The sequence below is a fragment of the Pseudomonas sp. genome (assembly GCF_035277045.1).
GTDB lineage: Bacteria > Pseudomonadota > Gammaproteobacteria > Pseudomonadales > Pseudomonadaceae > Aquipseudomonas.
In genome coordinates this window covers 1-24,094 of sequence record NZ_DATELE010000326.1, presented here as the reverse complement: position 1 = coordinate 24,094, position 24,094 = coordinate 1, and the positions used below count along the sequence as shown (strand labels likewise).

Below are 24,094 nucleotides of genomic sequence, written 5' to 3'. Positions count from 1 at the left end.
TGCCCGCCGAGCGAATACAGCCCGGTCAGGATGCTGGAGACCTGGTGCTCGATCTCCTCGTGGCTGATGATCTTGCCCGACACCGTGCGGTAGCGATCCTCGAAGCGGTCGGCGATGACCAGGATGCCGTCACCGCCAGCGCCCTGCGCTGGCTTGATGACGAAGTCGCTGCGCCCGCCGATGATCTCGTCGAGCTTGTCGATTTCCTTCTCGGTGGAGATCACCCCGTACATCTCCGGCACATGGATGCCGGCCGCGAGCGCGCGCTCCTTGGTGATGATCTTGTCGTCGACGATCGGGTACAGGTGGCGCTTGTTGTACTTGAGGACATAGTCCGCGTTGCGCCGGTTGATACCCATGATGCCCCGCGCTTCGAGGGCTTTCCATGTCTTGATCAGGCCAAACATCAGGCGTCAGCCTTCAGGAAGGCCTTGAAGCGCACGAGCTCCGTCAGGCGGTAGCCGCGGTACCGGCCCATCGCCAGCATGAAGCCCACCAGGATCAGCAGCACCGCAGGGAAGGTGAACACGAAATACACCAGTTCCGGCACCATCATCAGCAGGTGCGCAAGCGACGCCGCGAACAGCGTGCCGACGGCGACTTTCATGGCATGGCCACCGCCACGCTCTTCCCAGGTGATCGACAGGCGCTCGATGGTCATGGTCAGGATCACCATCGGGAACAGCGCGACCGACAGCCCGCGCTCAAGCCCGAGCTTGTGGCTGAACAGGCTGATGGCGGCGATCAGCACCACCACGAACGTCAGCACCACCGACAGGCGCGGGAGCATCTGCAGCTTCAGGTGTTCAAGGTAGGATCGCAGCGACAGGCCCAGGGCCGTGATCACCGTGAACAGGATGATGCCAAAGCCCAGCTGCGTCTCGCGGAAAGCCAGGGCGATCAGCACCGGGGTGAAGGTCCCCAGGGTCTGCAGGCCGATCAGGTTGCGCAGCACCAGGATCACCAGCACGCCGATCGGGATCATCACCATGATCATGAAGGTCTGCTGGGTTTGCAGTGGCAGGCCGTAGAGCGAGTACTCGAGGAAGTTGGCGTCGGTGTTTTCGTCGGTCAGCTTGGCCAGGCGGATGGCGTTCATCTCGCTGTTGTTCATGCTGAAGGTGACATTGGCCTTCTTGCCGCCATCGACGGTGATCAGGTTGTCATCGCCGGTCCACCACAGCAGGCGGTCGCTCGGCAGGCCCTGCTCGCCGGTGTCCGGGTTGAAGTACAGCCAGTCATTGCCATTGAAACTGCGCAGCCACAGTTCCGGCGTCTGCGGCACGTCGGCGACCAGGCGGATGGTGTGGACCTTTTCCATCGGCACATGGGCGATCGACAGCAGCAGGTCGATCACCTTGGCCTTGTTCAGGGCCGAGGTATCGCCGGCCAGCAGCAGCTTGACGTTGTCGTCGTTGAGGTTGTTGACCCGCTTGATGGTCTCGCTGACAAAGGTCTCGACATCGGCCGAGTGCTGGCGGATCGGCGCCATCAGCGCCTCGGCGGCGATCTTCTCGGGACCCTCGACGGCCAGGCTGTCACGGAAGGTCGGACCCTTGACCGTGGCTTTCTCGGTGCTGTAGCGCTTGGTCAGCACCAGGCGGTAGTAGAGGGTCTGGTTGCCGTTGGCGCGACGGGCCGACCAGGTCACCTTGCGGTTGCCGTCGGCACGGTTGACGCTCACGCCGTAGTTGTTGGAGATGAAGCTCTCGTTGAGGCTGACGTAGTCGCGGTTCAGCGGCGGCACGAACATCTGGATCTTGACCGGATCCTTGGGGCTTGCGATGAACTCGACCTTGGCGTCGATGTTCCACAGGTCGTCGGTCTCGTCTTCGGTCACCGGGATGCCGAGGAAGAAGATCTGATAGGCCGTGACCATTACGCCCAGCAGCACCAGCACGGTGATCAGGACTTTCAGATGAAGGTTAAGAGAGCGCATCGGATCTACTCTGCGGTGTGAGCGACAGTGGCACAGGCAGGTTTGCCGGCCGCGTATTTAAGGCTTGGGTCGACCAGGGCATCAAAGTGCTTGAGCGCCTCGGAGCCGACCAGCAGCGGGAACTGGAAGGCGCTGCGGTCGGTGAGGTTGACTTCGATGGTGCGCAGGTTGTGGCCCATGCAGATGTTCAGTTCGATCACGGGACGGGCGGTGTAGGCCTTGCCCTCGTCGGGATTGAAGTCACCGGCGCGCCGTTTGATCTTGCTGACGCGGGCCAGGGGGCGCTCGATGGGGTGCGAATGGGCGGCATCGATCGCCAGGTAGAAACGCACCCAGCTCTCGCCATTGCGCTTGAAGCGCTTGATGTCGCGGGCGCTGAGCGAGGCCGTCTTGGCGCCGGTGTCGAGCTTGGCGGCGATTTCCAGGTCAAGGTCGACCAGGCGGGCGTATTCGTTGAGACCGTACACGGTCTTTTCCGCCGCCTGGCCAAAGGCCGGGAGCAGGGAAAGGCATAACAACAGTAGAAGGGGTGTGAGTCTCATAATCCTGGCGCGGTGCTGTGCGGTGTTCGTGGCAAGGCGACTGGGCAGTACTGCGCAAGCTTCCTCGTTGATCTGTCGACAGTATGAAATCCATCGGCAGAACACTATCCATACTCCGTAGGAGGCGCGGCATTCTATCACGCTGAGGTGTTGACGCCAGCAGGTCGCAATCTGACAGCATCGGCGCCGGATAAGTTCGGCATTAGACGATTGTCGACAATGCCCAAGTTGTCTTTGACTTGCACGGCCGTCGAGGCTAGTTTTGACACCATTGGTCATCAAGGTGTCGACAATATGCGGGATGCATCATCAGCCATGGTCATCGGGCATGACGATACGGAGACGTTGTCCGAAAACGTCTTCCGGCGGATCCAGGCGGCCATCGTCAAGGGCGAGATCGCCCCAGGCAGCAAGATCTCCGAGCCAGAGTTGGCGCGGACCTACGGCATCAGCCGCGGTCCGCTGCGCGAGGCCATCCATCGGCTAGAGGGCCAGCGCCTGCTGGTGCGCATACCGCATGTCGGGGCGCGGGTGGTGTCACTGAGCCACGCCGAGCTGATCGAGCTCTACGAAATCCGCGAATCGCTCGAGGGCATGGCATGCCGCCTGGCCGCCGAGCGCATGAGCGTGGACGAGATCGACGATCTGCGCCGGGTGCTCGAGACCCATGAGCAGGACGCGCGTTTCCAGGCTGGCATTGGCTATTACCAGCAGGAAGGCGATTTCGACTTCCACTATCGGATCATCCAGGGCAGCGGCAACCGCACTTTGGTGCAGATGCTCTGTGGCGAGCTGTACCAGCTGGTGCGCATGTACCGCATCCAGTTCTCCGCCACCCCCAACCGTCCGCGCCAGGCGTTTGCCGAGCATCACCGGATTCTCGATGCCATCGCCGAGCGTGACGGCGAGCTTGCCGAGCTGCTGATGCGCCGGCACATCGGCGCCTCCCGGCGCAACATCGAGCGTCATTACCAGGACGCCAACAACAACAGCCCACGAGGTGAGTCATGACCCAGAAAAGCAGTCCCGGCCAGCGCTTTCGCGAGGCGGTCGCCGCCGAGCATCCGTTGCAGGTGGTGGGTACGATCAATGCCAACCACGCGTTGCTTGCCCAGCGCGCCGGTTTCAAGGCCATCTACCTTTCGGGCGGGGGCGTGGCGGCGGGTTCGCTGGGCCTTCCGGACCTTGGGATCAGCGGCCTGGACGACGTGCTGACCGATGTGCGGCGCATCACCGATGTCTGCGACCTGCCGTTGCTGGTCGATGTCGACACCGGCTTCGGCGCCTCGGCCTTCAACGTGGCGCGCACCGTGCGCGCGATGTGCAAGTTCGGCGCCGCGGCCATTCATATCGAGGATCAGGTGGGCGCCAAGCGCTGCGGTCACCGGCCCAACAAGGAAATCGTCTCGCAGCAGGAAATGGTCGACCGGATCAAGGCGGCCGTCGATGCGCGCCTGGATGACAGCTTCGTGATCATGGCGCGCACCGATGCCCTGGCCGTGGATGGCCTGAACGCCGCCCTGGATCGCGCGGCGGCGTGCGTCGAGGCGGGCGCCGACATGATCTTCCCCGAGGCGATCACCGAACTGTCGATGTACAAGACCTTCGCCGACCGGGTACGGGTGCCGGTGCTAGCCAACATCACCGAGTTTGGCGCGACGCCGCTGTACACCACCGAGGAGCTCGCCTCGGTCGATGTGGCGCTGGTGCTGTACCCGCTGTCGGCGTTTCGCGCGATGAACAAGGCGGCGGAGAACGTGTACACCGCGCTGCGCCGCGACGGTACGCAGAAGCACGTGGTCGATACCATGCAGACGCGGATGGAGCTGTATGACGCCATCGGCTATCACGCGTTCGAGCAGAGCCTTGATGCGTTGTTCGCGCAGAAGAAGGGTTGAGATTCAGGGTGTCAGTGCTTGCGAGTGAAGAGGCCACAACTGACACCCCCGATTAGCCAAGAGCATCCCATAACAATTTCAACAAATGGAGAACCACCATGGCCGAAGCAAAACAACTCAGCGGTGCCGGCCTGCGAGGACAGGTCGCCGGTCAGACCGCGCTGTCGACCGTCGGCCAGGCCGGTGCCGGCCTGACCTACCGTGGCTATGACGTGCGCGAGCTCGCTGCCCATGCCGAATTCGAGGAGGTCGCCTACCTGCTGCTCTACGGCGAACTGCCCAGCCAGGCCGAGCTGGACGAGTACAAGCTCAGGCTCAAGTCATTGCGCGATCTGCCACAGGCGCTGAAGGAAGTGCTCGAGCGCATCCCCGTCACGGCCCACCCGATGGATGTGATGCGCACCGGCTGCTCGGTGCTCGGCACCCTGGAGCCCGAGCACAGCTTCGAGCTGCAGCGCGACAAGACTGACCGCTTGCTGGCGGTGTTCCCGGCGATCATGTGCTACTGGTACCGCTTCAGCCATCACGGCGTGCGCATCAAGTGCACCAGCGACGAACCCACCATCGGCGGGCACTTCCTGCACCTGTTGCACGGCAAGAAGCCGAGCGCGCTGCATGTCAAGGTGATGAACGTCTCGCTGATCCTCTACGCCGAGCATGAGTTCAACGCCTCGACGTTCACCGCACGGGTCTGCGCCTCGACCTTGTCGGACCTGTACTCTTGCGTCACCGCGGCCATTGGCACCTTGCGCGGCCCGCTGCACGGCGGCGCCAACGAAGCGGCGATGGAACTGATCGAGCGCTTCCAGAACCCGCAGGACGCGGTGGCCGAGCTGCTGCGGATGCTCGAGCGCAAGGACAAGGTCATGGGCTTCGGCCATGCCATCTACAAGGAGTCCGACCCGCGCAACGAGGTGATCAAGGGCTGGGCGAAACAGCTGGCGGACGAGGCGGGCGACAGCGTGCTGTACCCGGTGTCGGAGGCGATCGACAAGACCATGTGGGAGCAGAAGAAGCTGTTTCCCAATGCCGACTTCTACCATGCCTCGACGTACCACTTCATGGGCATCCCGACCAAGCTGTTCACGCCGATCTTCGTCTGCTCGCGCCTGACTGGCTGGGCGGCGCACGTATTCGAGCAGCGCGCCAACAACCGCATCATCCGGCCCAGCGCCGAGTACACCGGTGTGGAACAGCGCGCGTTCGTGCCGATCGAGCAGCGCTGAGGCCCAACGGCGTTACTTCAAAAACAACAATACCTACACGATTCAGATTTTTTAGAGTGCCGCAAGTCCACCGTGATTGAGTCCTGTGCCCATGAACCAGAACCACCGCAAGAACCTCCCAGGCACCGACCTGGACTATTTCGACGCCCGCGCGGCCATCGAGGCGATCAAGCCCGGCGCCTATGACGGCCTGCCGTACACCTCGCGCGTGCTCGCCGAAAACCTGGTGCGCCGCTGCGACCCGGCGACCCTCGACGCCTCGCTGACCCAGCTGATCGAGCGCAAGCGCGACCTCGACTTCCCCTGGTTCCCGGCCCGCGTGGTCTGCCATGACATCCTCGGGCAGACCGCCTTGGTCGACCTGGCCGGCCTGCGCGACGCCATCGCCGACAAGGGCGGTGACCCGGCCCAGGTCAACCCGGTGGTACCGGTGCAACTGATTGTTGACCATTCGCTGGCGGTCGAGCGCGGCGGCTTCGATCCGCAAGCCTTCGACAAGAACCGCGCCATCGAAGACCGCCGCAACGAAGACCGTTTCCACTTCATCAACTGGACCAAGAAAGCCTTCAAGAACGTCGACGTGATCCAGCCGGGCAACGGCATCATGCACCAGATCAACCTGGAGAAGATGTCGCCGGTCATCCATAGCGAGCACGGCGTGGCTTATCCCGACACCTGCGTCGGCACCGACAGCCATACCCCGCATGTCGACGCCCTGGGGGTGATCGCCATCGGTGTCGGCGGCCTCGAGGCCGAGAACGTCATGCTCGGCCGCGCTTCGTGGATGCGCCTGCCGGAGATTGTCGGCGTCGAGCTGGCCGGCAGGCTGCAGCCCGGCATCACCGCCACCGACCTGGTACTGGCCCTGACCGAGTTCCTGCGCCAGCAGCGGGTGGTCGGTGCCTACCTGGAGTTTCATGGCGAAGGCGCCCGCGCGTTGACCTTGGGCGATCGTGCGACCATCTCCAACATGGCCCCGGAGTACGGCGCCACCGCGGCCATGTTCGCCATCGACCAGCAGACCCTCGACTACCTCAGGCTGACCGGCCGCGAAGAGCAGCAGGTGAAACTGGTCGAGACCTACGCCAGGGCCGCCGGCCTGTGGGCGGACAGCCTGACCACCGCCGAGTACGAGCGGGTGCTGCGCTTCGACCTGTCCGGCGTGGTACGCAACATGGCGGGCCCGTCCAACCCGCATGCCCGCGTTGCCACCAGCGACCTGGCGGCCAAGGGCATCGCTGGTGCCTGGGAGGATGTACCAGGGCGGATGCCCGACGGCGCGGTGATCATCGCCGCGATCACCAGTTGCACCAACACCAGCAACCCGCGCAACGTCATCGCCGCCGGGCTGCTTGCACGCAACGCCAACCGTCTGGGTCTTGCGCGCAAGCCTTGGGTGAAGTCGTCGCTGGCACCGGGCTCCAAGGCCGTGAAGCTGTACCTGCAGGAGGCGGGCCTGGAGCGGGAGCTGGAGCAGCTGGGCTTCGGCATCGTCGCCTTCGCCTGCACCACCTGCAACGGCATGTCCGGCGCGCTGGATCCTGACATCCAGCAGGAAATCATCGACCGCGACCTGTACGCCACTGCCGTGCTCTCGGGCAACCGCAACTTCGACGGGCGCATCCACCCGTACGCCAAGCAGGCCTTCCTGGCTTCGCCGCCACTGGTGGTGGCATACGCCATTGCCGGCACCATCCGTTTCGACATCGAGAAAGATGTGCTCGGCGTGGTCGACGGCAAGGAAATCCGCCTCAAGGACATCTGGCCCGACGACGCGGAAATCGACGCCGTGGTGCGCGCCGCCGTCAAGCCGGAGCAGTTCCGTCAGGTCTACATTCCGATGTTCGCGATCGAGGAAGACACCGGACCCAAGGTCCCTCCCTTGTACGACTGGCGCCCGATGAGCACCTACATCCGCCGCCCGCCGTACTGGGAAGGGGCGCTCGCGGGCGAGCGCAGCCTGAAGGGCATGCGCCCGCTGGCGGTGCTGCCCGACAACATCACCACCGATCACCTGTCGCCGTCCAACGCCATCATGGCCGACAGCGCCGCCGGTGAGTACCTGGCGAAGATGGGCCTGCCAGAGGAAGACTTCAACTCCTACGCCACGCACCGTGGCGACCACCTGACCGCCCAGCGCGCCACCTTCGCCAACCCCAAGCTGTTCAACGAGATGGTGCTCCAGGACGGCAAGGTCAGGCAGGGCTCGCTGGCGCGCCTGGAGCCCGAAGGCCAGGTGACCCGCATGTGGGAGGCGATCGAGACCTACATGCAGCGCAAGCAGCCGCTGATCATCGTCGCCGGTGCCGACTATGGCCAAGGCTCGTCCCGCGACTGGGCGGCCAAGGGCGTGCGGCTGGCGGGTGTCGAGGCGATTGTCGCCGAAGGTTTCGAGCGTATCCACCGCACCAATCTGGTCGGCATGGGCGTGTTGCCGCTGGAGTTCCAGCAGGGCGTCGATCGCAAGACCCTCGGGATCGACGGCAGCGAGACCTATGATGTGATCGGCCAGCGTACCCCGCGGGCAACCCTGACGCTGGTCATCACCCGCAAGGACGGCGAGCAGCTGCGGGTGCCCGTCACCTGCCGGCTGGACACCGCCGAAGAGGTATCGATCTACGAAGCGGGCGGAGTGCTGCAGCGCTTCGCCCAGGATTTCCTGGAGGCCAGTGCATGACTCACGCAGCGCAACTGAAGATTCCGGCGACCTACATGCGCGGTGGCACCAGCAAGGGCGTGTTCTTCCGCCTCCAGGACCTGCCCGAGCGCGCGCAGGTGCCCGGTGCCGCGCGCGATGCCCTGCTGCTGCGAGTGATCGGCAGCCCCGACCCCTACGGCAAGCAGATCGACGGCATGGGCGGGGCCACCTCCAGCACCAGCAAGACGGTCATCCTGTCGTCCAGCGCGCGGCCCGGGCATGACGTCGACTACCTGTTCGGCCAGGTCTCGATCGACCAGGCTTTCGTCGACTGGAGCGGCAACTGCGGCAACCTCTCGGCGGCGGTTGGCGCCTTCGCCATCGGTGCCGGCCTGGTCGACGCCACGCGCATCCCCCGCGACGGCATCGCCACGGTGCGTATCTGGCAGGCCAACATCGGCAAGACCATCGTCGCCCATGTGCCGATCACCGGCGGGGAGGTGCAGGAAACCGGCGATTTCGAGCTCGATGGCGTGACCTTCCCGGCGGCCGAGGTACAGCTGGAGTTCCTCGACCCGGCGGCCGATGAAGACGGCCAAGGTGGCGCCATGTTCCCCACCGGCAACCTGGTCGACGACCTGGACGTGCCCGGTATCGGCACCCTCAAGGTCACCCTGATCAACGCTGGCATTCCGACCATCTTCGTCAACGCAGGCGACATCGGCTACAGCGGTGCCGAGCTGCAGGACGCGATCAACGGCGACGCCGACGCCCTGGCCCGCTTCGAAACGATCCGTGCCTACGGCGCGGTGCGCATGGGGCTGATCGAGCGCGTCGAGCAGGCCGCCGCGCGCCAGCACACACCCAAGGTGGCCTTTGTCGCGCCGCCGGTCGGCTACACCGCCTCGAGCGGCAAGACGGTAGACACTGGCGATATCGACCTGCTGGTGCGCGCGTTGTCGATGGGCAAGCTGCATCACGCCATGATGGGCACCGCGGCGGTGGCCATCGGTACCGCCGCGGCCATTCCCGGTACCCTGGTCAACCTGGCGGCAGGGGGTGGCGAACGCAGCGCCGTGCGCTTCGGCCACCCCTCCGGAACCTTGCGCGTCGGCGCCGAGGCGCGGCTGGACGGTGGGCAGTGGGCCGTCACCAAAGCAATCATGAGCCGCAGCGCTCGCGTGCTGATGGAGGGTTGGGTGCGGGTGCCCGCCGACGCCTTCTAGCGCGGGCGGTGCCCGGCTCCGTTGTCAATCAAGCGACAGGGAGAGGGAAGATGAGTGCCAACGTCGATCTCAACGTTCGCCCGGGCTATGACCAGGTGCTGCAGGCCATCGCCGACTATGTGCTCGACTACCGGGTCGAGTCGACGCTGGCGCTGGACACCGCGCGCCATTGCCTGATGGACACCCTGGGCTGCGGCCTGCTGGCGCTGCGCTTTCCCGAGTGCAGCAAGCACCTTGGCCCGCTGGTGGAAGGCACCGTGGTGCCGCATGGGGCGCGGGTGCCGGGCACCTCCTATCGCCTGGATCCGGTCAAGGCGGCCTGGGACATCGGCTGCAGCGTGCGCTGGCTGGACTACAACGACACCTGGCTGGCGGCGGAGTGGGGCCACCCTTCGGACAACCTGGGCGGTATTCTGGCGGTGGCTGACCATCTCTCGCAAAGGCGCGTGGCCAGCGGTGAGCCACCTCTGACCATGCGCACCGTGCTCGATGCCATGGTCATGGCGCACGAAGTCCAGGGTGTGCTGGCCCTGCGCAACTCCTTCAACCGTGTCGGCATCGACCACGTGCTGCTGGTCAAGGTCGCCTCCACGGCCGTGTGCGCCAGGCTCATGGGCGCCAGCCGCGAGCAACTGCTGTCGGCGCTGTCCCACGCCTTCGTCGATGGCCAGGCCCTGCGCACCTACCGCCATGCGCCCAATGCCGGCTCGCGCAAGTCATGGGCAGCGGGCGATGCGTCCAGTCGCGGCGTGCGCCTGGCCGATATCGCCATGCGTGGGGAAATGGGCGTGCCTGGGGTGCTGACGGCGCCGCAGTGGGGTTTCTATGACGTGCTGTTCAGTCACACCAACAGCGACCTGGCGCTCAAGCCCGATGATCAGCGCGCCTTCGAGCTGGCCCAGCCGTTTGGTAGCTACGTGATGGAGAACGTGCTGTTCAAGATCAGCTTTCCCGCCGAATTCCATGCCCAGACCGCCTGCGAGGCGGCGGTGATGCTGCACCGGCAGGTGCGCAACCGCCTGCACGAGATCGACCGTATTGTCATCCACACGCAGCAGTCGGCGATCCGCATCATTTCCAAGGTTGGCACGCTGGCCAATGCCGCCGACCGCGACCATTGCCTGCAGTACATGACGGCGGTGCCGCTGGTGTTCGGCAAGCTCGAGGCCGAGCACTACGAGGATGCGTTTCACGCGGCCCATCCGATCATCGACCGCTTGCGCGACAAGATGGAAATCGTCGAGGACCCGCGCTTCACCCGTGAGTACCTGGAGCCCGACAAGCGTTCGATCGCCAATGCCGTGCAGGTGTTCTTCCACGATGGCAGCAGCACCGAGCAGGTGACGGTGGAGTATCCGCTGGGGCATCGGCGGCGCCGGGCTGAAGGGATCGGGCTGCTGGAGGATAAGTTCAGGGCCAACCTGGCCACCCGCTTCGCCGGGCAGCGCTGTGACGAGATATTCGCCCTGTGCCAGGACCAGGCGCGGCTGGAGGCGATGGCGGTGCAGCGGTTCATGGATCTGTTCGTGGTTTGATGTGGCTCACGCCGGCCTCTTCACTGGCAGGACGGTCACCCTGGAATCTCCTGAACCATAAAAAAGCCCCGGCATCGCTGCCGGGGCTCTTGTCTTGCAGACTAGCGCTTACGCCTGAACAACCGGGATATTGGCGCTTGCCGCCGCGTCACGGAATTCGGCGATCTGGTCGAAGCTCAGGTAGCGATAGACGTCGGCAGCCATGCTGTCGATGTTCTTCGCGTACTCCATGTACTCCTCGACCGTCGGCAGCTTGCCGATGATCGACGCGACCGCGGCCAGCTCCGCCGAGGCCAGGTAGACGTTGGTCGCGTCACCCAGACGGTTCGGGAAGTTACGGGTCGAGGTCGAGACCACGGTGGAGCCGGTCTGCACACGTGCCTGGTTACCCATGCACAGCGAGCAGCCTGGCATTTCCATGCGCGCGCCAGCCTTGCCGTAGATGCCGTAGTAGCCTTCCTCGGTCAGCTGGTGGGCGTCCATCTTGGTCGGCGGCGCCAGCCACAGGCGGGTCGGAATACCGCCCTTGACCTTGTCCAGCAGCTTGCCGGCGGCGCGGAAGTGACCGATGTTGGTCATGCACGAACCGATGAACACTTCGTCGATCTTCTCGCCCTGAACCGACGACAGCAGGCGCGCATCGTCCGGGTCGTTAGGCGCGCAGAGCACAGGCTCCTTGACGTCCGCCAGGTCGATCTCGATGATTTCGGCGTACTCGGCATCGGCGTCCGCCGCCAGCAGCACCGGGTTGGCCAGCCAGGCTTCCATGGCCTGCGCACGGCGCTCCATGGTGCGGGCATCGCCGTAGCCTTCGCTGATCATCCAGCGCAGCAGGGTGATGTTGGACTGCAGGTACTCGGCGATGGCCTTTTCCGGCAGCTTGATGCTGCAACCGGCGGCGGAGCGTTCGGCCGAGGCGTCGGACAGCTCGAACGCCTGCTCGACGGTCAGCTCGTCCAGGCCTTCGATCTCGAGGATGCGGCCGGAGAAGGCGTTTTTCTTGCCCTTCTTCTCGACGGTCAGCAGACCGTTCTGGATGGCGTAGTAAGGGATGGCATGGACCAGGTCACGCAGGGTGATGCCTGGCTGCAGCTTGCCCTTGAAGCGCACCAGTACCGATTCAGGCATGTCCAGCGGCATGACGCCGGTGGCCGCGGCGAAGGCGACCAGGCCGGAACCGGCCGGGAACGAGATGCCGATCGGGAAGCGGGTGTGCGAGTCGCCGCCGGTGCCGACGGTGTCAGGCAGCAGCATGCGGTTCAGCCAGCTGTGGATGATGCCGTCGCCAGGACGCAGGGACACGCCGCCACGGGTGCGGATGAAATCCGGCAGGGTGTGGTGGGTGGTGACGTCGATCGGCTTCGGGTAGGCCGCGGTGTGGCAGAACGACTGCATGACCAGGTCGGCGGAGAAGCCCAGGCACGCCAGGTCTTTCAGCTCGTCGCGGGTCATCGGGCCAGTGGTGTCCTGGGAGCCGACGGTGGTCATTTTCGGTTCGCAGTAGGTGCCTGGGCGCACGCCCTGGTTTTCAGCCAGGCCGCAGGCCTTGCCGACCATCTTCTGCGCCAGGGTGAAGCCCTTGCCGGTGTCGACCGGCGCTTCCGGCAGCTTGAACAGGTTGGCCGGGCCCAGGTTCAGCTCGGCGCGGGCCTTGTCGGTCAGGCCGCGGCCGACGATCAGCGGGATACGGCCGCCCGCGCGGACTTCGTCGAGCAGCACTTCGGTCTTCAGCGCGAAGGTGGTGACCAGCTCGTCGCTGCCGTGGCGGCGCACTTCACCCTTGTACGGGTAGACGTCGATGACGTCGCCCATGGCGAGGTCGGTGCAGTCGAATTCGATCGGCAGAGCGCCGGCGTCTTCCATGGTGTTGTAGAAGATCGGGGCGATCTTGGTGCCGAAGCAGAAGCCGCCCGCGCGCTTGTTCGGCACATACGGGATGTCGTCGCCGAAGAACCACAGCACCGAGTTGGTGGCCGATTTACGCGACGAACCGGTACCGACCACGTCACCGACGTAGGCGACCGGGAAGCCCTTGGCGCGGACTTCCTCGATCTGCTTGAGCGGACCGACCGAACCTGGCTGCTCGGGGTTGATGCCGTCGCGGGCCATTTTCAGCATGGCCAGGGCGTGCAGCGGGATGTCAGGGCGCGACCAGGCGTCCGGGGCAGGGGACAGGTCGTCGGTGTTGGTCTCGCCAGGCACCTTGAACACGGTCAGGGTGTACTTCTCGGCGATCGCAGGCTTGGCGGTGAACCACTCGCCGGCGGCCCAGGAGTCGAGCACGGCCTTGGCGTGGGCATTGCCCGCCTTGGCTTTTTCGGCGACGTCGTGGAAGGCATCGAACATCAGCAGGGTGAACTTGAGCTGTTCGGCGGCGACGGCGCCCAGTTCGGCGTCATCCAGCAGCTCGACCAGGGTGGCGATGTTGTAGCCGCCCTGCATGGTGCCCAGCAGTTCGGTGGCGCGCTTGCGGTCGAGCAGGGGGGAGTGGGTCTCGCCCTTGGCGACGGCGGACAGGAAACCGGCCTTGACGTAGGCGGCTTCGTCGACGCCTGGCGGCACGCGGTTGGTGATCAGGTCGACGAGGAAGGCTTCTTCGCCTGCTGGCGGGTTCTTCAGCAGCTCGACCAGGCCTGCGGTTTGTTCGGCGTTAAGCGGCTGGGGCACGATACCCTGGGCGGCACGCTCTTCGATGTGTTTGCGGTAGGCTTCAAGCACAGTTATTACCCTCATCAGTGGTCCCAAAGGAGTGTCCGGGACGCTCATCCAGAAATTCCGGCACCCGTGCGCAATACGGCTTCTTGAGCCGCCTAGCCAGGGTTGCAGGAAATCCTTGTAGAAGCTGCTTTCAAAGTTTTACGCCTGCAGAACGGAGGGCTGATGAGGGCTGGCGCGAAGCAACCGCGGTGCGTGTGCTTCGGGCCAACGCCGTTCTACTGGATCAACTGTGCTCGTGACGCTTTGAAAACAGCTTCCAACGGACATTGCTGCCTTTGAAAAGGCCGGATGATTCTACGGGAAAACGTTGGCGAAGGTAAGGCAGAAGCGAGGACTTTAACGAGTGACCCCTGTTAGACAAAGGGCTAACATACGCGTCTGTCTCACCGCCGGGCCGTTGTTTTTCCATGTCCAATCAGTCAATCAAAACCCCCTGCGTCGGGCTGTGCTCCACGGTCTACGGGGACCTGGTGTGCCGCGGCTGCAAGCGCTTCCACCATGAAGTGATCCACTGGAATGGCTACAGCGAGGACGAAAAGCGCGCCGTCTGGCTGCGCCTGGAGCTGCTGCTGGTGCAGGTGATGGAAGCCAAGCTCGAAATCTTCGATACCGCCCGCCTGCGCCTGCAGCTCGAGCAGCGCGCCATCCGCTTTCTGCCCCAGCAGTCGCCGTATTGCTGGGCCTACCAGCTGATCGCCCGCGGCGCCCGGGTGATACGCGATATCGAGGCCTACGGCATGGTGCTCATGCCAGAGTTTCGCGACTGGGAGCTGCCGCAGCTTCGCGATGCGATCGACCGCGAGTTCTTCCTGCTGTCCGAGGCACACTACCAGCGCTACATCGCCCCCTCCTTTCTCAAGGACGCCTTGGGGTAGCGGGTTTCCTGCTGCTACCCGCGAGCCAGCGCCCGTAGGGTCGTCCCGGTCATCAACCACCACGGACGTCACTCATGAGCTACTACGAATTCCAGCCCGACCTGTGCTTTGTCGCCCGCTGCTACTGGCAAAGCGGTTCGCATCAGTTCCAGCCCCAAGACCTGGACAAGGACACTGACTGGCTCAAGCCCCTGTGGACCAAGTTCAACGACACCACTACCTGGGATGTCAACGACGGCTGGCTGTTCGCGGGACGCCACCGCTTGCGCAGCGTGGCCGAACGGGTGGTGGGGGACAAGCTTGAGGTCGATCATTTCTGGTTTGGCGTCTACCGGACCGGGAACGCCTACGACTATGAGATCCACACCGCCTATGTGGGTGAGAATGAAGACAAGTGGCCGCACCTCGAGCGCCGGCTCGACGTGAGCCGCAACGGTTATCTGGGCTTCTATCACACAGGCGTGCCCGCTGGCGAAGACCCGCTGGTCAATCAGACCATGATCTGGCGGCTGGAGGGCTTCGACCCGGCCATCGTGGCGGTTGGCGACCTGATCAGCAATGTCGGCCTGGTCAGCCTGCACGGCAAGCGCGTCAGCCGCCTGTTCGAGGACAACCGCTCATACCTGAGCACCGACGGCGGCGAGGCGGCAGAGGAGGGCCGGATCATCCTGCAGATCACCCATCTGCCGGCACCGCCCCATCCACGGCCCAGGCGCGATTAGTCGCCGGTGTACTCGCAGCCGCTGGTGCAGGTCTCATGGATACGCACCTTGGACAGCTCGGGCAGCAGCGGCTTGACCTGGTGCCAGATCCAGTGGGCAATGACTTCGCTGGTAGGGTTTTCGAGGCCCGGGATGTCGTTCAGGTAGTTGTGGTCCAGCTGCTCGTAGATCGGCTTGAACACCGCCTTGATCTCCGAGAAGTCACGAATCCAGCCAGTGTGCGGATCCAGCGGGCCGGTCAGATGTAGCGCCACTTTGAACGAATGGCCGTGCAGACGGCCACACTTGTGACCTGCCGGGACGTTTGGCAGGCGGTGGGCCGATTCGAATGTAAATTCCTTGAAGATTTCCACGCTGTATCAACTCTGTAGAACCAATGCTGGTCTGCAGTTTACCAGCATGGGCCCTACAGCGGTTGCAGTTGCGTGCGCTATCATGGCGCCAGCTGTTTTCAGGTTGAATTAAGGGCTCGGCGATAATCTTGAGCCCGTAGACAACTTGATCCCCTCGATGGAGACACACCATGAAAACCCTGACTGCCCTGTTTACTGCCGCTGCCCTGACCCTTGGCGCCAACGTTGCCCTGGCCAAGGACGTCCAGCTCGACCAGGCCGTCAAGCTGGTCACCGACAAGACCATCAAGCCGCTGGACGAACTCAAGGCTGCCGCCCTGGCCAAGCATCCGGGCGCGACCGTCACCGACACCGAGCTTGAAGACAGCTACGGCCGCTACATCTACAAGGTCGAACTGCGCGATGGCCAGAATGTCGAGTGGGACGTGGACCTCGATGCCAAGACCGGTGAAGTACTGAAGGATGAACGGGACAGCTGATGAGCCGAACGTCCCGCGCGGCGCGATGCGTGATGATCGCGCTGCTGGCCGGCGGTTCGCTGGCCGCCCCGTCCCTGGCCCTGGCGCGTGACCTGGACCAGGACGAAGCCCTCGAGCTGCGGCAGAAAGGCATCATCCTGCCGCTTGAACAGTTGCTTGAATCGGCCCTGGGGCGTTACCCCGGGGCGCGGTTGCTGGAGGCGGAGCTCGAAGAGGACGACGACCGCTACGAATACGAGGTCGAACTGCTGACCCCTGCCGGCGTGGTGCGCGAGATCAAGCTCGACGCCAGCACCGGGGCACTGCTCAAAGACGAGGAAGACGACTGAATGCGCCTGCTTCTGGTGGAGGACAATGTCCCTCTGGCCGACGAACTGACCGCGAGCCTGCAGCGCCAGGGCTACGCCGTGGACTGGCTGGCCGATGGCCGCGATGCGGTGTACCAGGGCCAGAGCGAGCCCTATGACCTGATCATCCTCGACCTGGGCCTGCCGGGGCTGCCGGGGCTTGAGGTACTGGCCCAATGGCGCGCCGGAGGGCTGGTGACCCCGGTGCTGATCCTGACTGCCCGGGGCTCGTGGGCCGAGCGTATCGAAGGGCTCAAGGCCGGCGCCGATGACTACCTGAGCAAGCCCTTCCATCCCGAGGAACTGCAGCTGCGCATCCAGGCGCTGTTGCGCCGTGCCCGTGGCCTGGCCAACCAGCCGACCCTGGAGGCCGCCGGCCTGCACCTCGATGAGGGCCGCCAGTGCGTCACCCGCGAAGGCGTCGAGATCCAGCTCACGGCCGCCGAGTTCCGGCTGCTGCGCTACTTCATGCTGCACCCGCAACAGATCCTCTCCAAGAGTCACCTGGCCGAGCACCTCTACGACGGTGAGACCGAGCGCGACTCCAACGTCCTCGAGGTGCATGTCAACCACTTGCGCCGCAAGCTGGGGCGCAGCGTCATCGAGACGCGCCGCGGCCAGGGCTACCGCTACGCCGGGAGCGGCGAGTGAAATCGATCCAGGCGCGCCTGAGCCTGGGGTTGATCGCGGTACTGGTGGTGGTGGGCCTGGCCTTGGCGCAACTGAGCCTGTGGCTGTTCGAGGCAGGCCTGCAGCGCTACCTGGAGAGCGGCCTGCGCAAGGAGAGCGAGAACTTGCTGGTGGCCCTGGTGCATGGCCCCAACGGCATCCAGCTGGATGAGCGGCGGGTATCCTCGGCGTACCAGCGGCCGTTCTCGGGCTACTACTTTCGCATCGATTTCGACGAGGGGCACTGGCGGTCGCGCTCGCTGTGGGACATGGAAATGCCGCGCCCGGCCGAGCCGGGCCTAGAAGCCGGCCTGGAACTGGGCCCGGATGCCCAGAAACTGCTGGTGCTGCGCGCCGACTACCGGCGCCTGGGCAAGGCCATCTCGATCAGCGTGGCGCAGGACTACTCACCGGTACGTGACGGTTTTCGGCGCATGCAGCAGATCGGCCTGGGCCTGGGCCTGGTCGCGCTGGTGTTGATCCTGGTGCTGCAGCGCATCACCGTCAAACGCTCCCTGCGTCCGCTGGATCGCGCCCGCGAGCAGATCGCGCAGCTGCAACAAGGGCAGCGCTCGCAGCTCGACAATCAGGTGCCCATTGAGCTGGAGCCGCTGGTGGCGCAGATCAACCACCTGCTGGCGCACACCGAAGACAGCCTGCGTCGCTCGCGCAATGCGCTGGGCAACCTGGGCCATGCCCTGAAGACTCCCCTGGCGGTGCTGCTCAGCCTCGCGTCCAGTGAGCGCCTGCGCGAGCAGCCAGAGGTGCGCGCGCAGCTGCGTGAGCAGTTGCAGCAGATCCAGCAGCGCCTGGAGCGCGAACTCACCCGGGCGCGCCTGGCCGGGGATACGCTGCCTGGCGCGCAGTTCGACTGCGACGCGGAACTGCCGGGCCTGCTTGGCACCCTCGGGATGATCCATGGCGAAGGGCTGCTGCTCGCCACCGACGTGCCGCCCGGCCTTCTCCTGCCCTGGGACCGTGAAGACTTGCTGGAACTGTTGGGCAACCTGCTCGACAACGCCTGCAAGTGGGCCGACAGCGAGGTGCGGCTGGGTATCTCGACGACCGCGCAGGGCTACCAGCTGACGGTCGACGATGATGGCCCCGGTATCCCGCAGGAGGCCCGCGAACAGGTGCTCGGCCGTGGCTCCCGGCTTGACGAACAGGTGGACGGCCATGGCCTGGGGCTGGGCATCGTCCGGGACATCATCGAGGCCTGGGGCGGGCGCCTGGTACTGCTCGAAAGCCCGCTCGGCGGCCTGCGCGTGCACCTAGATCTACCACGCAAAGGTCGCTAGGCACCATTTGGGTGCAAAATATTTGCAGTCCAGGCGCAGTTTTTTGAATTGGCCGCGTCCGCGCCGCCCCGGCACAATCGCCGCGCAGCATCCAACCGTTTCCATCTCCACGGACGGAACCCATTGCGCGACTGCCTGCTGGCAGTGCCGGGCCCAGCCAGCGTGGGCTGGGCTTTCTTTTTCACCAGGTAAGCCGATCACCCGATGTCATCCCCTCGCGCCTCAAGCCGTTTGCTCCGCTGGTTGCCAGCACCCCTGAACATTCCCGCCCGACAGTGGCTGCGCGCCGGTATCGGTGCCTTCCTCGGCCTGTTCCTGGCCGGTTGGTTGTGCAGCATGGCGTTTGGCACCTCGGTCGCCCTGCACCTGCTGGGGCCGCTGGCGGCTTCCGCCGTGCTGGTGTTCGCCGTGCACTCCGGACCGCTGGCGCAGCCTTGGCCGGTGCTGGGCAGCTATGCCTGCGCGGGCATCGTCGGCCTGGCCATGCGGCATGGCTTCGGTGACGCGCTATGGGTCGCCGCAGCCGCCCTGGCCGTATCGATCGCGGTCATGTGCGTGCTGCGCTGCCTGCACCCGCCGGGTGGCGGGGTGGCGGCGAGCGCCGTGCTGGCCGACCCTGGCCTGGTCTCGCTGGGTGATCATCTGCTCCAGCCGATCCTGCTCAATGCCTTGATCCTGGTGGTCGTGGGGATTGTCTACAACCGCCTGACCGGTGTGCGCTATCCCAAGCTCGCCGCGCCGCGCAAGGACCTGCACCACACCCATGACCCGCTGCCTGGAACGCGAGTGGGCATCAGCGGCGAGGACCTGGACCAGGCCCTTGAAGGGATCGGCGAGTTCGTCGACGTCAGCCGTGACGAGCTGGAGCGAATCATCGAGGCCACCGAGCAGCACGCGTTGCACCGCAGCCTGGGAGGGATCACCGCGGCCTCGGTGATGTCCCGTGACGTGCAGTTCGCCTCGCCGCGCACCACCCTGGAACAGGCGTGGAAGATGCTCGACGGCCATCATCTCAAGACCCTGCCCGTGCTTGATGCAGGCCGGCTGGTCGGCATCGTCAGCCTCAGCGATCTGGTCGCCCCGGCCATGGCCCGTGCCGGTTTCAGCTGGCGGCGCAAGCCGGTGCGCATGGCCCAGGTGATGAGCCGTCGGGTGGTCAGCGTGAGCAGCCGGCATCCGCTCGAGCGCCTGCTGCCGCTGCTCAGCGAGCAAGGGCTGCACTGCCTGCCGGTGCTCGACGGTGACAGCCTGGTCGGGGTCATCACCCAGACCGACCTGATCGCCGGTCTCAAGCGCCACCTGCTCAGCGGCGTGGCGCGCTCAGACCAGCGAGTCCCAGCGCTGTGACCAGTCGCTGGCCTCGCTCGACACCAGCCGGCGCAGCAGGCTGAAGGCCTGCTGCAGGGCCTCGCTGTCCTGGTCGCGGGCATACACCAGAAAGGTCGGATAGGTGAACTCCGGCGCTTGCGGCACCCGCTCGAACACGCCGCTGTCCAGATAGGACTGCACCACGCGGGTCCTGAAATAACCGCTGCCGCCCTGGTCGAGGATGAACTGCAACGCCAGGGGGCCCAGGTTGAAGCTCAGTGCCGGGCGCGCGCAGTCGGGCAGGGCGGCGTCGTGCTGGCGCCGAAACGCATCCCCCCAGTCGATGTAGATGTACGGCTCGGGCTGCCCGGCCCGCCGCACGCGGATCAGCTTTTCTTCCATCAGCTGCTCCACCTGCAGCCCCGGACCGTAGGCTGGCTGGTAGACCAGCGCGGCATCCAGCAGCCCCGTTTCGACCTTGCGCAGCAGCGACTCGCCGTCACTCACCTCGCTGCGGATGGCATGGCCAGGCAGCTCGCGGTGCAGGGCGCTGACCCAGTCGAGCATCATCGGGTTGGCCAGGCTGACTTCGCCGCCCAAATGCAGCACCTGGTGGCGTCCGGGTGGCAAGGGCAGGTCGCGCCGCGCCGCTTCCCAGGTCTGCACCAGCAGGTTGGCATAGGGCACGAAGGCCTCGCCGTCGGTCGTGAGGCTGGCGCCCGTGCGGCTGCGGGTGAACAACAGACAGCCCAGTTGCTGTTCCAGGCGCTGCACCCGCGCGGTGATGGCGGTCTGCGACACGTGCAGGCGCTCGGCCGTCGCGACCAGGCTGCCGCAACGCACGATTTCCAGGAAAGTACGGGCCTGATCGATGTCCATGGTGTGCTCGCGGAAACGGAAGTTGCTCATTCTAGAGCTTTCGCCCCGAAAGAGGGCGCACGTTAAACCATCCGAACCATTGCGCCTTGCTTTACTCACATCTTCAAAGCGGATCGATGACAGGAATGCGCGATGGAGCCAGACATGAGCAAACGCGATGACGACTACGTCCAGTGGCTGAAAAGCCAGTCCATGCTGCAGGCCGCCCGTGACCGGGTGCACCTCTACGCAGGGCAGTCCCGCATGTGGCAGCACCCCTACGCCGAGACCCGGGCCCGCGATGCCAGCGCCATCGCCTCGGTGTGGCTGACCGTCTACCCGGACTCGATCATCACCGAGGAGGGCGGTTCGGTGCTCCAGGCGCTCTCGCATGAGCGGCTGTGGCATTCATTGTCGCAGCTGGGCATCCAGGGCGTGCACACCGGGCCGCTCAAGCGCTCCGGCGGCATCAGCCAGCGCGCCTTCACCCCCAGCGTGGATGGGAATTTCGACCGCATCAGCCTGGACATCGATCCGCGCTACGGCAGCGAGGCCGAGCTGGTCTACCTGAGCAAGGTGGCCTCGGCGCACAACGCCGTGACCATCGATGACCTGATCCCGGCGCACACCGGCAAGGGCGCGGACTATCGCCTCGCGGAGATGGCCTGCGGCGACTATCCGGGCCTCTACCACATGGTCGAGATCCTCGAAGCCGACTGGGGCCTGCTGCCAGATATCCCCGAAGGGCGTGATGCCGCCAACCTCACGCCGCAGATGTGCGACGAGCTCAGGGCCCGGCACTACATCGTCGGCCAGCTGCAGCGGGTGATCTTCTTCGAGCCCGGCGTCAAGGAGACCGACTGGAGCGCCACGCCGCCCGTGCTGGGCGTGGACGGCAGGTACCGGCGCTGGGTGTACCTGCACTACTTCAAGGAAGGCCAGCCCTCGCTCAACTGGCTCGACCCAAGTTTTGCCGCCCAGCAGCTGATCATCGGCGACGCCCTGCATGCCATCGACGTGCTGGGCGCCCGCGGCCTGCGCCTGGATGCCAATGGCTTTCTCGGTGTCGAGCGGCGTGCCGAGGGGCCGGCCTGGTCGGAGAGCCATCCGCTGTCGGTCACCGGCAACCAGCTGGTTGGCGGCATGATCCGCAAGGCCGGCGGCTTCAGCTTCCAGGAGCTGAACCTGACCCTGGACGACATCGCCAACATGTCCCACGGCGGCGCCGACCTGTCCTACGACTTTGTCACCCGTCCGGCCTACCAGCATGCGCTGGTGACCGGCGACACCGAGTTCCTGCGGCTGATGCTGCACCAGATGCACGCCTTCAAGATCGACCCGGCCTCGCTGATCCATGCCCTGCAGAACCACGATGAGCTGACCCTTGAACTGGTGCATTTCTGGACGCTGCATGCCAACGACAGCTACCTGTACAAGGGCCAGACCTTCCCGGGCAACATCCTGCGCGAGCATATCCGCAGCGAGATGTACGAGGCGCTGGCAGGGGAGCATGCGCCGTACAACCTGAAGTTCGTCACCAATGGCGTGTCGTGCACCACGGTCAGCATCATCACCGCGGCGCTGGGTATTCGCGACCTCAGCCACATCAGCGACGAGCAGAAAGCGCTGATCCAGAAGGTGCACCTGCTGCTGGCCATGTACAACGCGTTCCAGCCTGGCATCTTCGCGTTGTCTGGCTGGGACCTGGTCGGCGCCTTGCCGCTGATGCCCGAGCAGGTAGCGCCGCTGATGGTCGACGGTGACACGCGCTGGATCCACCGGGGCGCCTACGACCTGGCGGACCTGGCACCCGGAGCCCAGGTCTCGGGCGAAGGCCTGCCCAAGGCGCGCATGCTCTATGGCAGCCTCAACGAACAGCTGGAGGACCCTGACAGCTTCACCAGCACCTTGAAGAAAATGCTCGCGGTGCGCCAGGCCTATGCCATCGCCAGCAGCCGGCAGATCCTCATCCCCGAGGTGAACAACCCGTCCTTGCTGTTGATGGTGCATGAGCTGCCGGCCGGCAAGGGCATCCAGATCACCGCGCTCAATTTCGGTTCGCAGGCGATCTCCGAGGAACTGTACCTGCCTGATATCGGGCCGGGCATCGTGGTCGACATGATCAATGAACGGCTTGAGGGTGAGCTTAGCGAGGCCGGTCACATGACCATTCACCTTGATGGGTATGAGGGGCTTTCGTTGCGTATTGTCGGCAGTGCGGGGCCTGCGCTGAGTCATTCGCCAGGGGCTTGAGGCTGCGTGTTGAGGCTGGTCTACGGCCCCTGCGGGCCCGATCGCAGGGGCTGTAAGCCTCAGGGCCTGACGCCTGAGTTGTTTCTACTCCTGCAGTCCCACCTGCCTCAACTGCCCCAACCGGCTGCGGCTGCGCATCAGGTCACTGACGCTGCCCCCCAGTGAATCCGCCAATGCCCCCTCGGCGATCACCACCAGCTCCTTGTCCTGGTCATACAACACATCCACCAGGTTGACGAACCGCTGCTGCGCCGCCAGGTCGCAGTCGGCCAGGTCCGGCAGGCCATCGATCACCCACCGGTCAAACCGCTTGGCCAGCGCCAGGTAGTCGATCACGGCGGTCGGTTGTTCGCAGATCTGGCCGAAGGTGAACACCACCGTCCGCCCCTCCACCGCGGTTGCCTTCAAGGCGCGCTTGCCGACCTCCAGGGTCACCGCTTCAGCGTCTGGCAGCTGCAACCGCTGGCGCTGGCCGGCCGTCCCGGGCCATACATAGTGACCTTGGGTAAACCGCTGGTGCTCGCGGTTGACGGGCAGGCTGCGAAAGTCGGTGTCGCCGCCTACTTCCAGCACCTGCATGCGGCTGTTGATCAGCTTGATCACCGGCTTGAAGCGCTCGTGGTAGAGCGGGTTGGGCAACAATCCTTCGGGGGCGTAGTTAGAGGTCACCAGCAAGAAGATGCCGCGGGCGAACAGCGCCTCGAACAACCGCGTCAGCAGCATGGCATCGCCGATGTCGTGCACGTGGAATTCATCGAAACACAGCACACGGCAGTCGGCGAGCAGCTCGTCGAGCGTCGCTGCCATGGCATCGTCGCATGAACGGTGGCGGAACATGACTTCATGCAGGCGGGCGAAGAAATCGTGGAAATGCAGGCGCCGCTTGTGTTCCTCCGCCAGTGCCTGGAAAAAGCCGTCCAGCAGCCAGCTCTTGCCGCGCCCGACCGCGCCGTGCAGGTAAAGGCTGCGCGCCTGGCCCTGTTCGAGCAGGACCTGCTGCTCGGCCATGCAGGCGATCACCTGGCGCTGGCCGTCACTGAGCTCATAGCCGCGCCGCTGCGCCTGATCCTGGAAAAAGACCAGCAGGGCCGGCTCGGCGGATGCATCACCGCTCAAGCGTTGCCGCAGCTGACGCAAGGTAGTGGGAATCCAGGCGGGGGGTTGAGCGGTCACGCGAGGCTCCTCGGTGGCAGGTGGCAGGTGGCAGGTG

21 protein-coding genes are annotated in these 24,094 nt (G+C 65.0%); 14 read left to right on the top strand and 7 right to left on the bottom strand.

All coding sequences use genetic code 11. The features are described 5' to 3' along the window. The 3 genes from VJS90_RS21700 to VJS90_RS21690 form a co-directional block, all read right to left on the bottom strand. A partial coding sequence (locus VJS90_RS21700; protein ID WP_324123676.1) for a sugar-transfer associated ATP-grasp domain-containing protein occupies positions 1-407 on the bottom strand: 407 nt, incomplete at its 3' end. Then, complete coding sequence (locus VJS90_RS21695) at positions 407-1,939, bottom strand: inactive transglutaminase family protein (RefSeq protein WP_324123675.1); 1,533 nt, start codon at positions 1,937-1,939, stop codon at positions 407-409. The genes VJS90_RS21700 and VJS90_RS21695, both read right to left, overlap by 1 nt. 5 nt (positions 1,940-1,944) lie before the next feature. Beyond that, positions 1,945-2,481, bottom strand: coding sequence for an ATP-dependent zinc protease (locus VJS90_RS21690; protein WP_324123674.1), 537 nt, complete (start codon positions 2,479-2,481; stop codon positions 1,945-1,947). Between the two features lie 294 nt (positions 2,482-2,775). Between VJS90_RS21690 and VJS90_RS21685 the strand changes: the two genes are divergently transcribed. The 6 genes from VJS90_RS21685 to prpD all read left to right on the top strand — a co-directional run bounded on the left by VJS90_RS21685 (position 2,776) and on the right by prpD (position 11,004). After that, positions 2,776-3,492 (top strand): GntR family transcriptional regulator, encoded by a 717-nt coding sequence (locus VJS90_RS21685; protein WP_324123673.1) that lies wholly within the window; start codon positions 2,776-2,778, stop codon positions 3,490-3,492. Continuing rightward, entirely contained in the window at positions 3,489-4,379 is an 891-nt protein-coding gene (gene prpB, locus VJS90_RS21680; protein ID WP_324123672.1) for a methylisocitrate lyase, read from the top strand. Before VJS90_RS21685 ends, prpB begins: the two co-directional genes overlap by 4 nt. Before the next feature lie 98 nt (positions 4,380-4,477). Continuing rightward, on the top strand, positions 4,478-5,605 hold the full coding sequence (gene prpC / locus VJS90_RS21675) for a bifunctional 2-methylcitrate synthase/citrate synthase (protein ID WP_324123671.1): 1,128 nt from the start codon (positions 4,478-4,480) through the stop codon (positions 5,603-5,605). A 91-nt stretch (positions 5,606-5,696) separates the two neighbouring features. Further along, positions 5,697-8,282, top strand: a complete 2,586-nt coding sequence (gene acnD, locus VJS90_RS21670) for a Fe/S-dependent 2-methylisocitrate dehydratase AcnD (RefSeq protein ID WP_324123670.1) — start codon at positions 5,697-5,699, stop codon at positions 8,280-8,282. Beyond that, positions 8,279-9,469: a 2-methylaconitate cis-trans isomerase PrpF gene (prpF, locus tag VJS90_RS21665; protein WP_324123669.1), complete on the top strand. Its 1,191-nt coding sequence runs from the start codon at positions 8,279-8,281 to the stop codon at positions 9,467-9,469. Before acnD ends, prpF begins: the two co-directional genes overlap by 4 nt. Positions 9,470-9,519: 50 nt before the next feature. Continuing rightward, positions 9,520-11,004 carry a 2-methylcitrate dehydratase gene (gene prpD, locus VJS90_RS21660; protein WP_324123668.1) on the top strand — a complete coding sequence of 495 codons (1,485 nt, stop codon included), beginning with the start codon at positions 9,520-9,522 and terminating at the stop codon, positions 11,002-11,004. Between the two features lie 108 nt (positions 11,005-11,112). Here the strand turns inward: prpD and acnB are convergent, their stop codons facing one another. After that, on the bottom strand, positions 11,113-13,722 hold the full coding sequence (gene acnB, locus VJS90_RS21655) for a bifunctional aconitate hydratase 2/2-methylisocitrate dehydratase (RefSeq protein ID WP_324123680.1): 2,610 nt from the start codon (positions 13,720-13,722) through the stop codon (positions 11,113-11,115). A 407-nt stretch (positions 13,723-14,129) separates the two neighbouring features. On the opposite strand from acnB, the gene VJS90_RS21650 reads away from it, so the two are divergent. Then, positions 14,130-14,597 carry a DUF1289 domain-containing protein gene (locus tag VJS90_RS21650; protein ID WP_324123667.1) on the top strand — a complete coding sequence of 156 codons (468 nt, stop codon included), beginning with the start codon at positions 14,130-14,132 and terminating at the stop codon, positions 14,595-14,597. A gap of 74 nt (positions 14,598-14,671) precedes the next feature. Further along, positions 14,672-15,319, top strand: coding sequence for a hypothetical protein (locus VJS90_RS21645; RefSeq protein WP_324123666.1), 648 nt, complete (start codon positions 14,672-14,674; stop codon positions 15,317-15,319). Here VJS90_RS21645 and queD read toward each other — a convergent pair. After that, a complete protein-coding gene (gene queD / locus VJS90_RS21640) occupies positions 15,316-15,672 on the bottom strand; it encodes a 6-carboxytetrahydropterin synthase QueD (RefSeq protein ID WP_324123665.1) in 357 nt (118 codons plus the stop codon). The two genes, VJS90_RS21645 and queD, sit on opposite strands and share 4 nt — an antisense overlap. 170 nt (positions 15,673-15,842) lie before the next feature. Here queD and VJS90_RS21635 point away from each other — a divergent pair, with 170 nt between their 5' ends. The 5 genes from VJS90_RS21635 to VJS90_RS21615 all read left to right on the top strand — a co-directional run bounded on the left by VJS90_RS21635 (position 15,843) and on the right by VJS90_RS21615 (position 19,812). After that, positions 15,843-16,151, top strand: coding sequence for a PepSY domain-containing protein (locus VJS90_RS21635; RefSeq protein ID WP_324123664.1), 309 nt, complete (start codon positions 15,843-15,845; stop codon positions 16,149-16,151). 32 nt (positions 16,152-16,183) lie between these two features. Then, on the top strand, positions 16,184-16,480 hold the full coding sequence (locus VJS90_RS21630; protein ID WP_324123679.1) for a PepSY domain-containing protein: 297 nt from the start codon (positions 16,184-16,186) through the stop codon (positions 16,478-16,480). Further along, positions 16,481-17,149, top strand: coding sequence for a response regulator transcription factor (locus VJS90_RS21625; protein ID WP_324123663.1), 669 nt, complete (start codon positions 16,481-16,483; stop codon positions 17,147-17,149). Continuing rightward, positions 17,146-18,465, top strand: coding sequence for a sensor histidine kinase (locus tag VJS90_RS21620; RefSeq protein ID WP_324123662.1), 1,320 nt, complete (start codon positions 17,146-17,148; stop codon positions 18,463-18,465). Before VJS90_RS21625 ends, VJS90_RS21620 begins: the two co-directional genes overlap by 4 nt. Positions 18,466-18,669: 204 nt before the next feature. Then, a complete protein-coding gene (locus tag VJS90_RS21615; protein WP_324123661.1) occupies positions 18,670-19,812 on the top strand; it encodes an HPP family protein in 1,143 nt (380 codons plus the stop codon). Here VJS90_RS21615 and VJS90_RS21610 read toward each other — a convergent pair. Next, positions 19,786-20,652, bottom strand: a complete 867-nt coding sequence (locus tag VJS90_RS21610; protein WP_324123678.1) for a LysR family transcriptional regulator — start codon at positions 20,650-20,652, stop codon at positions 19,786-19,788. The two genes, VJS90_RS21615 and VJS90_RS21610, sit on opposite strands and share 27 nt — an antisense overlap. Before the next feature lie 144 nt (positions 20,653-20,796). Between VJS90_RS21610 and treS the strand changes: the two genes are divergently transcribed. Beyond that, complete coding sequence (treS, locus tag VJS90_RS21605; protein ID WP_324123660.1) at positions 20,797-22,884, top strand: maltose alpha-D-glucosyltransferase; 2,088 nt, start codon at positions 20,797-20,799, stop codon at positions 22,882-22,884. An 84-nt stretch (positions 22,885-22,968) separates the two neighbouring features. Here treS and zapE read toward each other — a convergent pair whose 3' ends face one another. Then, on the bottom strand, positions 22,969-24,057 hold the full coding sequence (gene zapE / locus VJS90_RS21600; RefSeq protein WP_324123677.1) for a cell division protein ZapE: 1,089 nt from the start codon (positions 24,055-24,057) through the stop codon (positions 22,969-22,971). Between the last annotated feature and the right edge of the window lie 37 nt (positions 24,058-24,094).

Coding starts and splice junctions, on each gene's coding strand:
- acnD (WP_324123670.1), top strand. CDS start 5,697: ATGAACCAGAACCACCGCAAGAACCTCCCAGGCACCGACCTGGACTAT.
- VJS90_RS21690 (WP_324123674.1), bottom strand. CDS start 2,481: ATGAGACTCACACCCCTTCTACTGTTGTTATGCCTTTCCCTGCTCCCG.
- VJS90_RS21645 (WP_324123666.1), top strand. CDS start 14,672: ATGAGCTACTACGAATTCCAGCCCGACCTGTGCTTTGTCGCCCGCTGC.
- VJS90_RS21610 (WP_324123678.1), bottom strand. CDS start 20,652: ATGGACATCGATCAGGCCCGTACTTTCCTGGAAATCGTGCGTTGCGGC.
- VJS90_RS21615 (WP_324123661.1), top strand. CDS start 18,670: ATGTCATCCCCTCGCGCCTCAAGCCGTTTGCTCCGCTGGTTGCCAGCA.
- VJS90_RS21630 (WP_324123679.1), top strand. CDS start 16,184: ATGATCGCGCTGCTGGCCGGCGGTTCGCTGGCCGCCCCGTCCCTGGCC.
- VJS90_RS21685 (WP_324123673.1), top strand. CDS start 2,776: ATGCGGGATGCATCATCAGCCATGGTCATCGGGCATGACGATACGGAG.
- VJS90_RS21650 (WP_324123667.1), top strand. CDS start 14,130: ATGTCCAATCAGTCAATCAAAACCCCCTGCGTCGGGCTGTGCTCCACG.
- prpC (WP_324123671.1), top strand. CDS start 4,478: ATGGCCGAAGCAAAACAACTCAGCGGTGCCGGCCTGCGAGGACAGGTC.
- VJS90_RS21625 (WP_324123663.1), top strand. CDS start 16,481: ATGCGCCTGCTTCTGGTGGAGGACAATGTCCCTCTGGCCGACGAACTG.
- VJS90_RS21695 (WP_324123675.1), bottom strand. CDS start 1,939: ATGCGCTCTCTTAACCTTCATCTGAAAGTCCTGATCACCGTGCTGGTG.
- prpD (WP_324123668.1), top strand. CDS start 9,520: ATGAGTGCCAACGTCGATCTCAACGTTCGCCCGGGCTATGACCAGGTG.
- prpB (WP_324123672.1), top strand. CDS start 3,489: ATGACCCAGAAAAGCAGTCCCGGCCAGCGCTTTCGCGAGGCGGTCGCC.
- treS (WP_324123660.1), top strand. CDS start 20,797: ATGAGCAAACGCGATGACGACTACGTCCAGTGGCTGAAAAGCCAGTCC.
- prpF (WP_324123669.1), top strand. CDS start 8,279: ATGACTCACGCAGCGCAACTGAAGATTCCGGCGACCTACATGCGCGGT.
- VJS90_RS21635 (WP_324123664.1), top strand. CDS start 15,843: ATGAAAACCCTGACTGCCCTGTTTACTGCCGCTGCCCTGACCCTTGGC.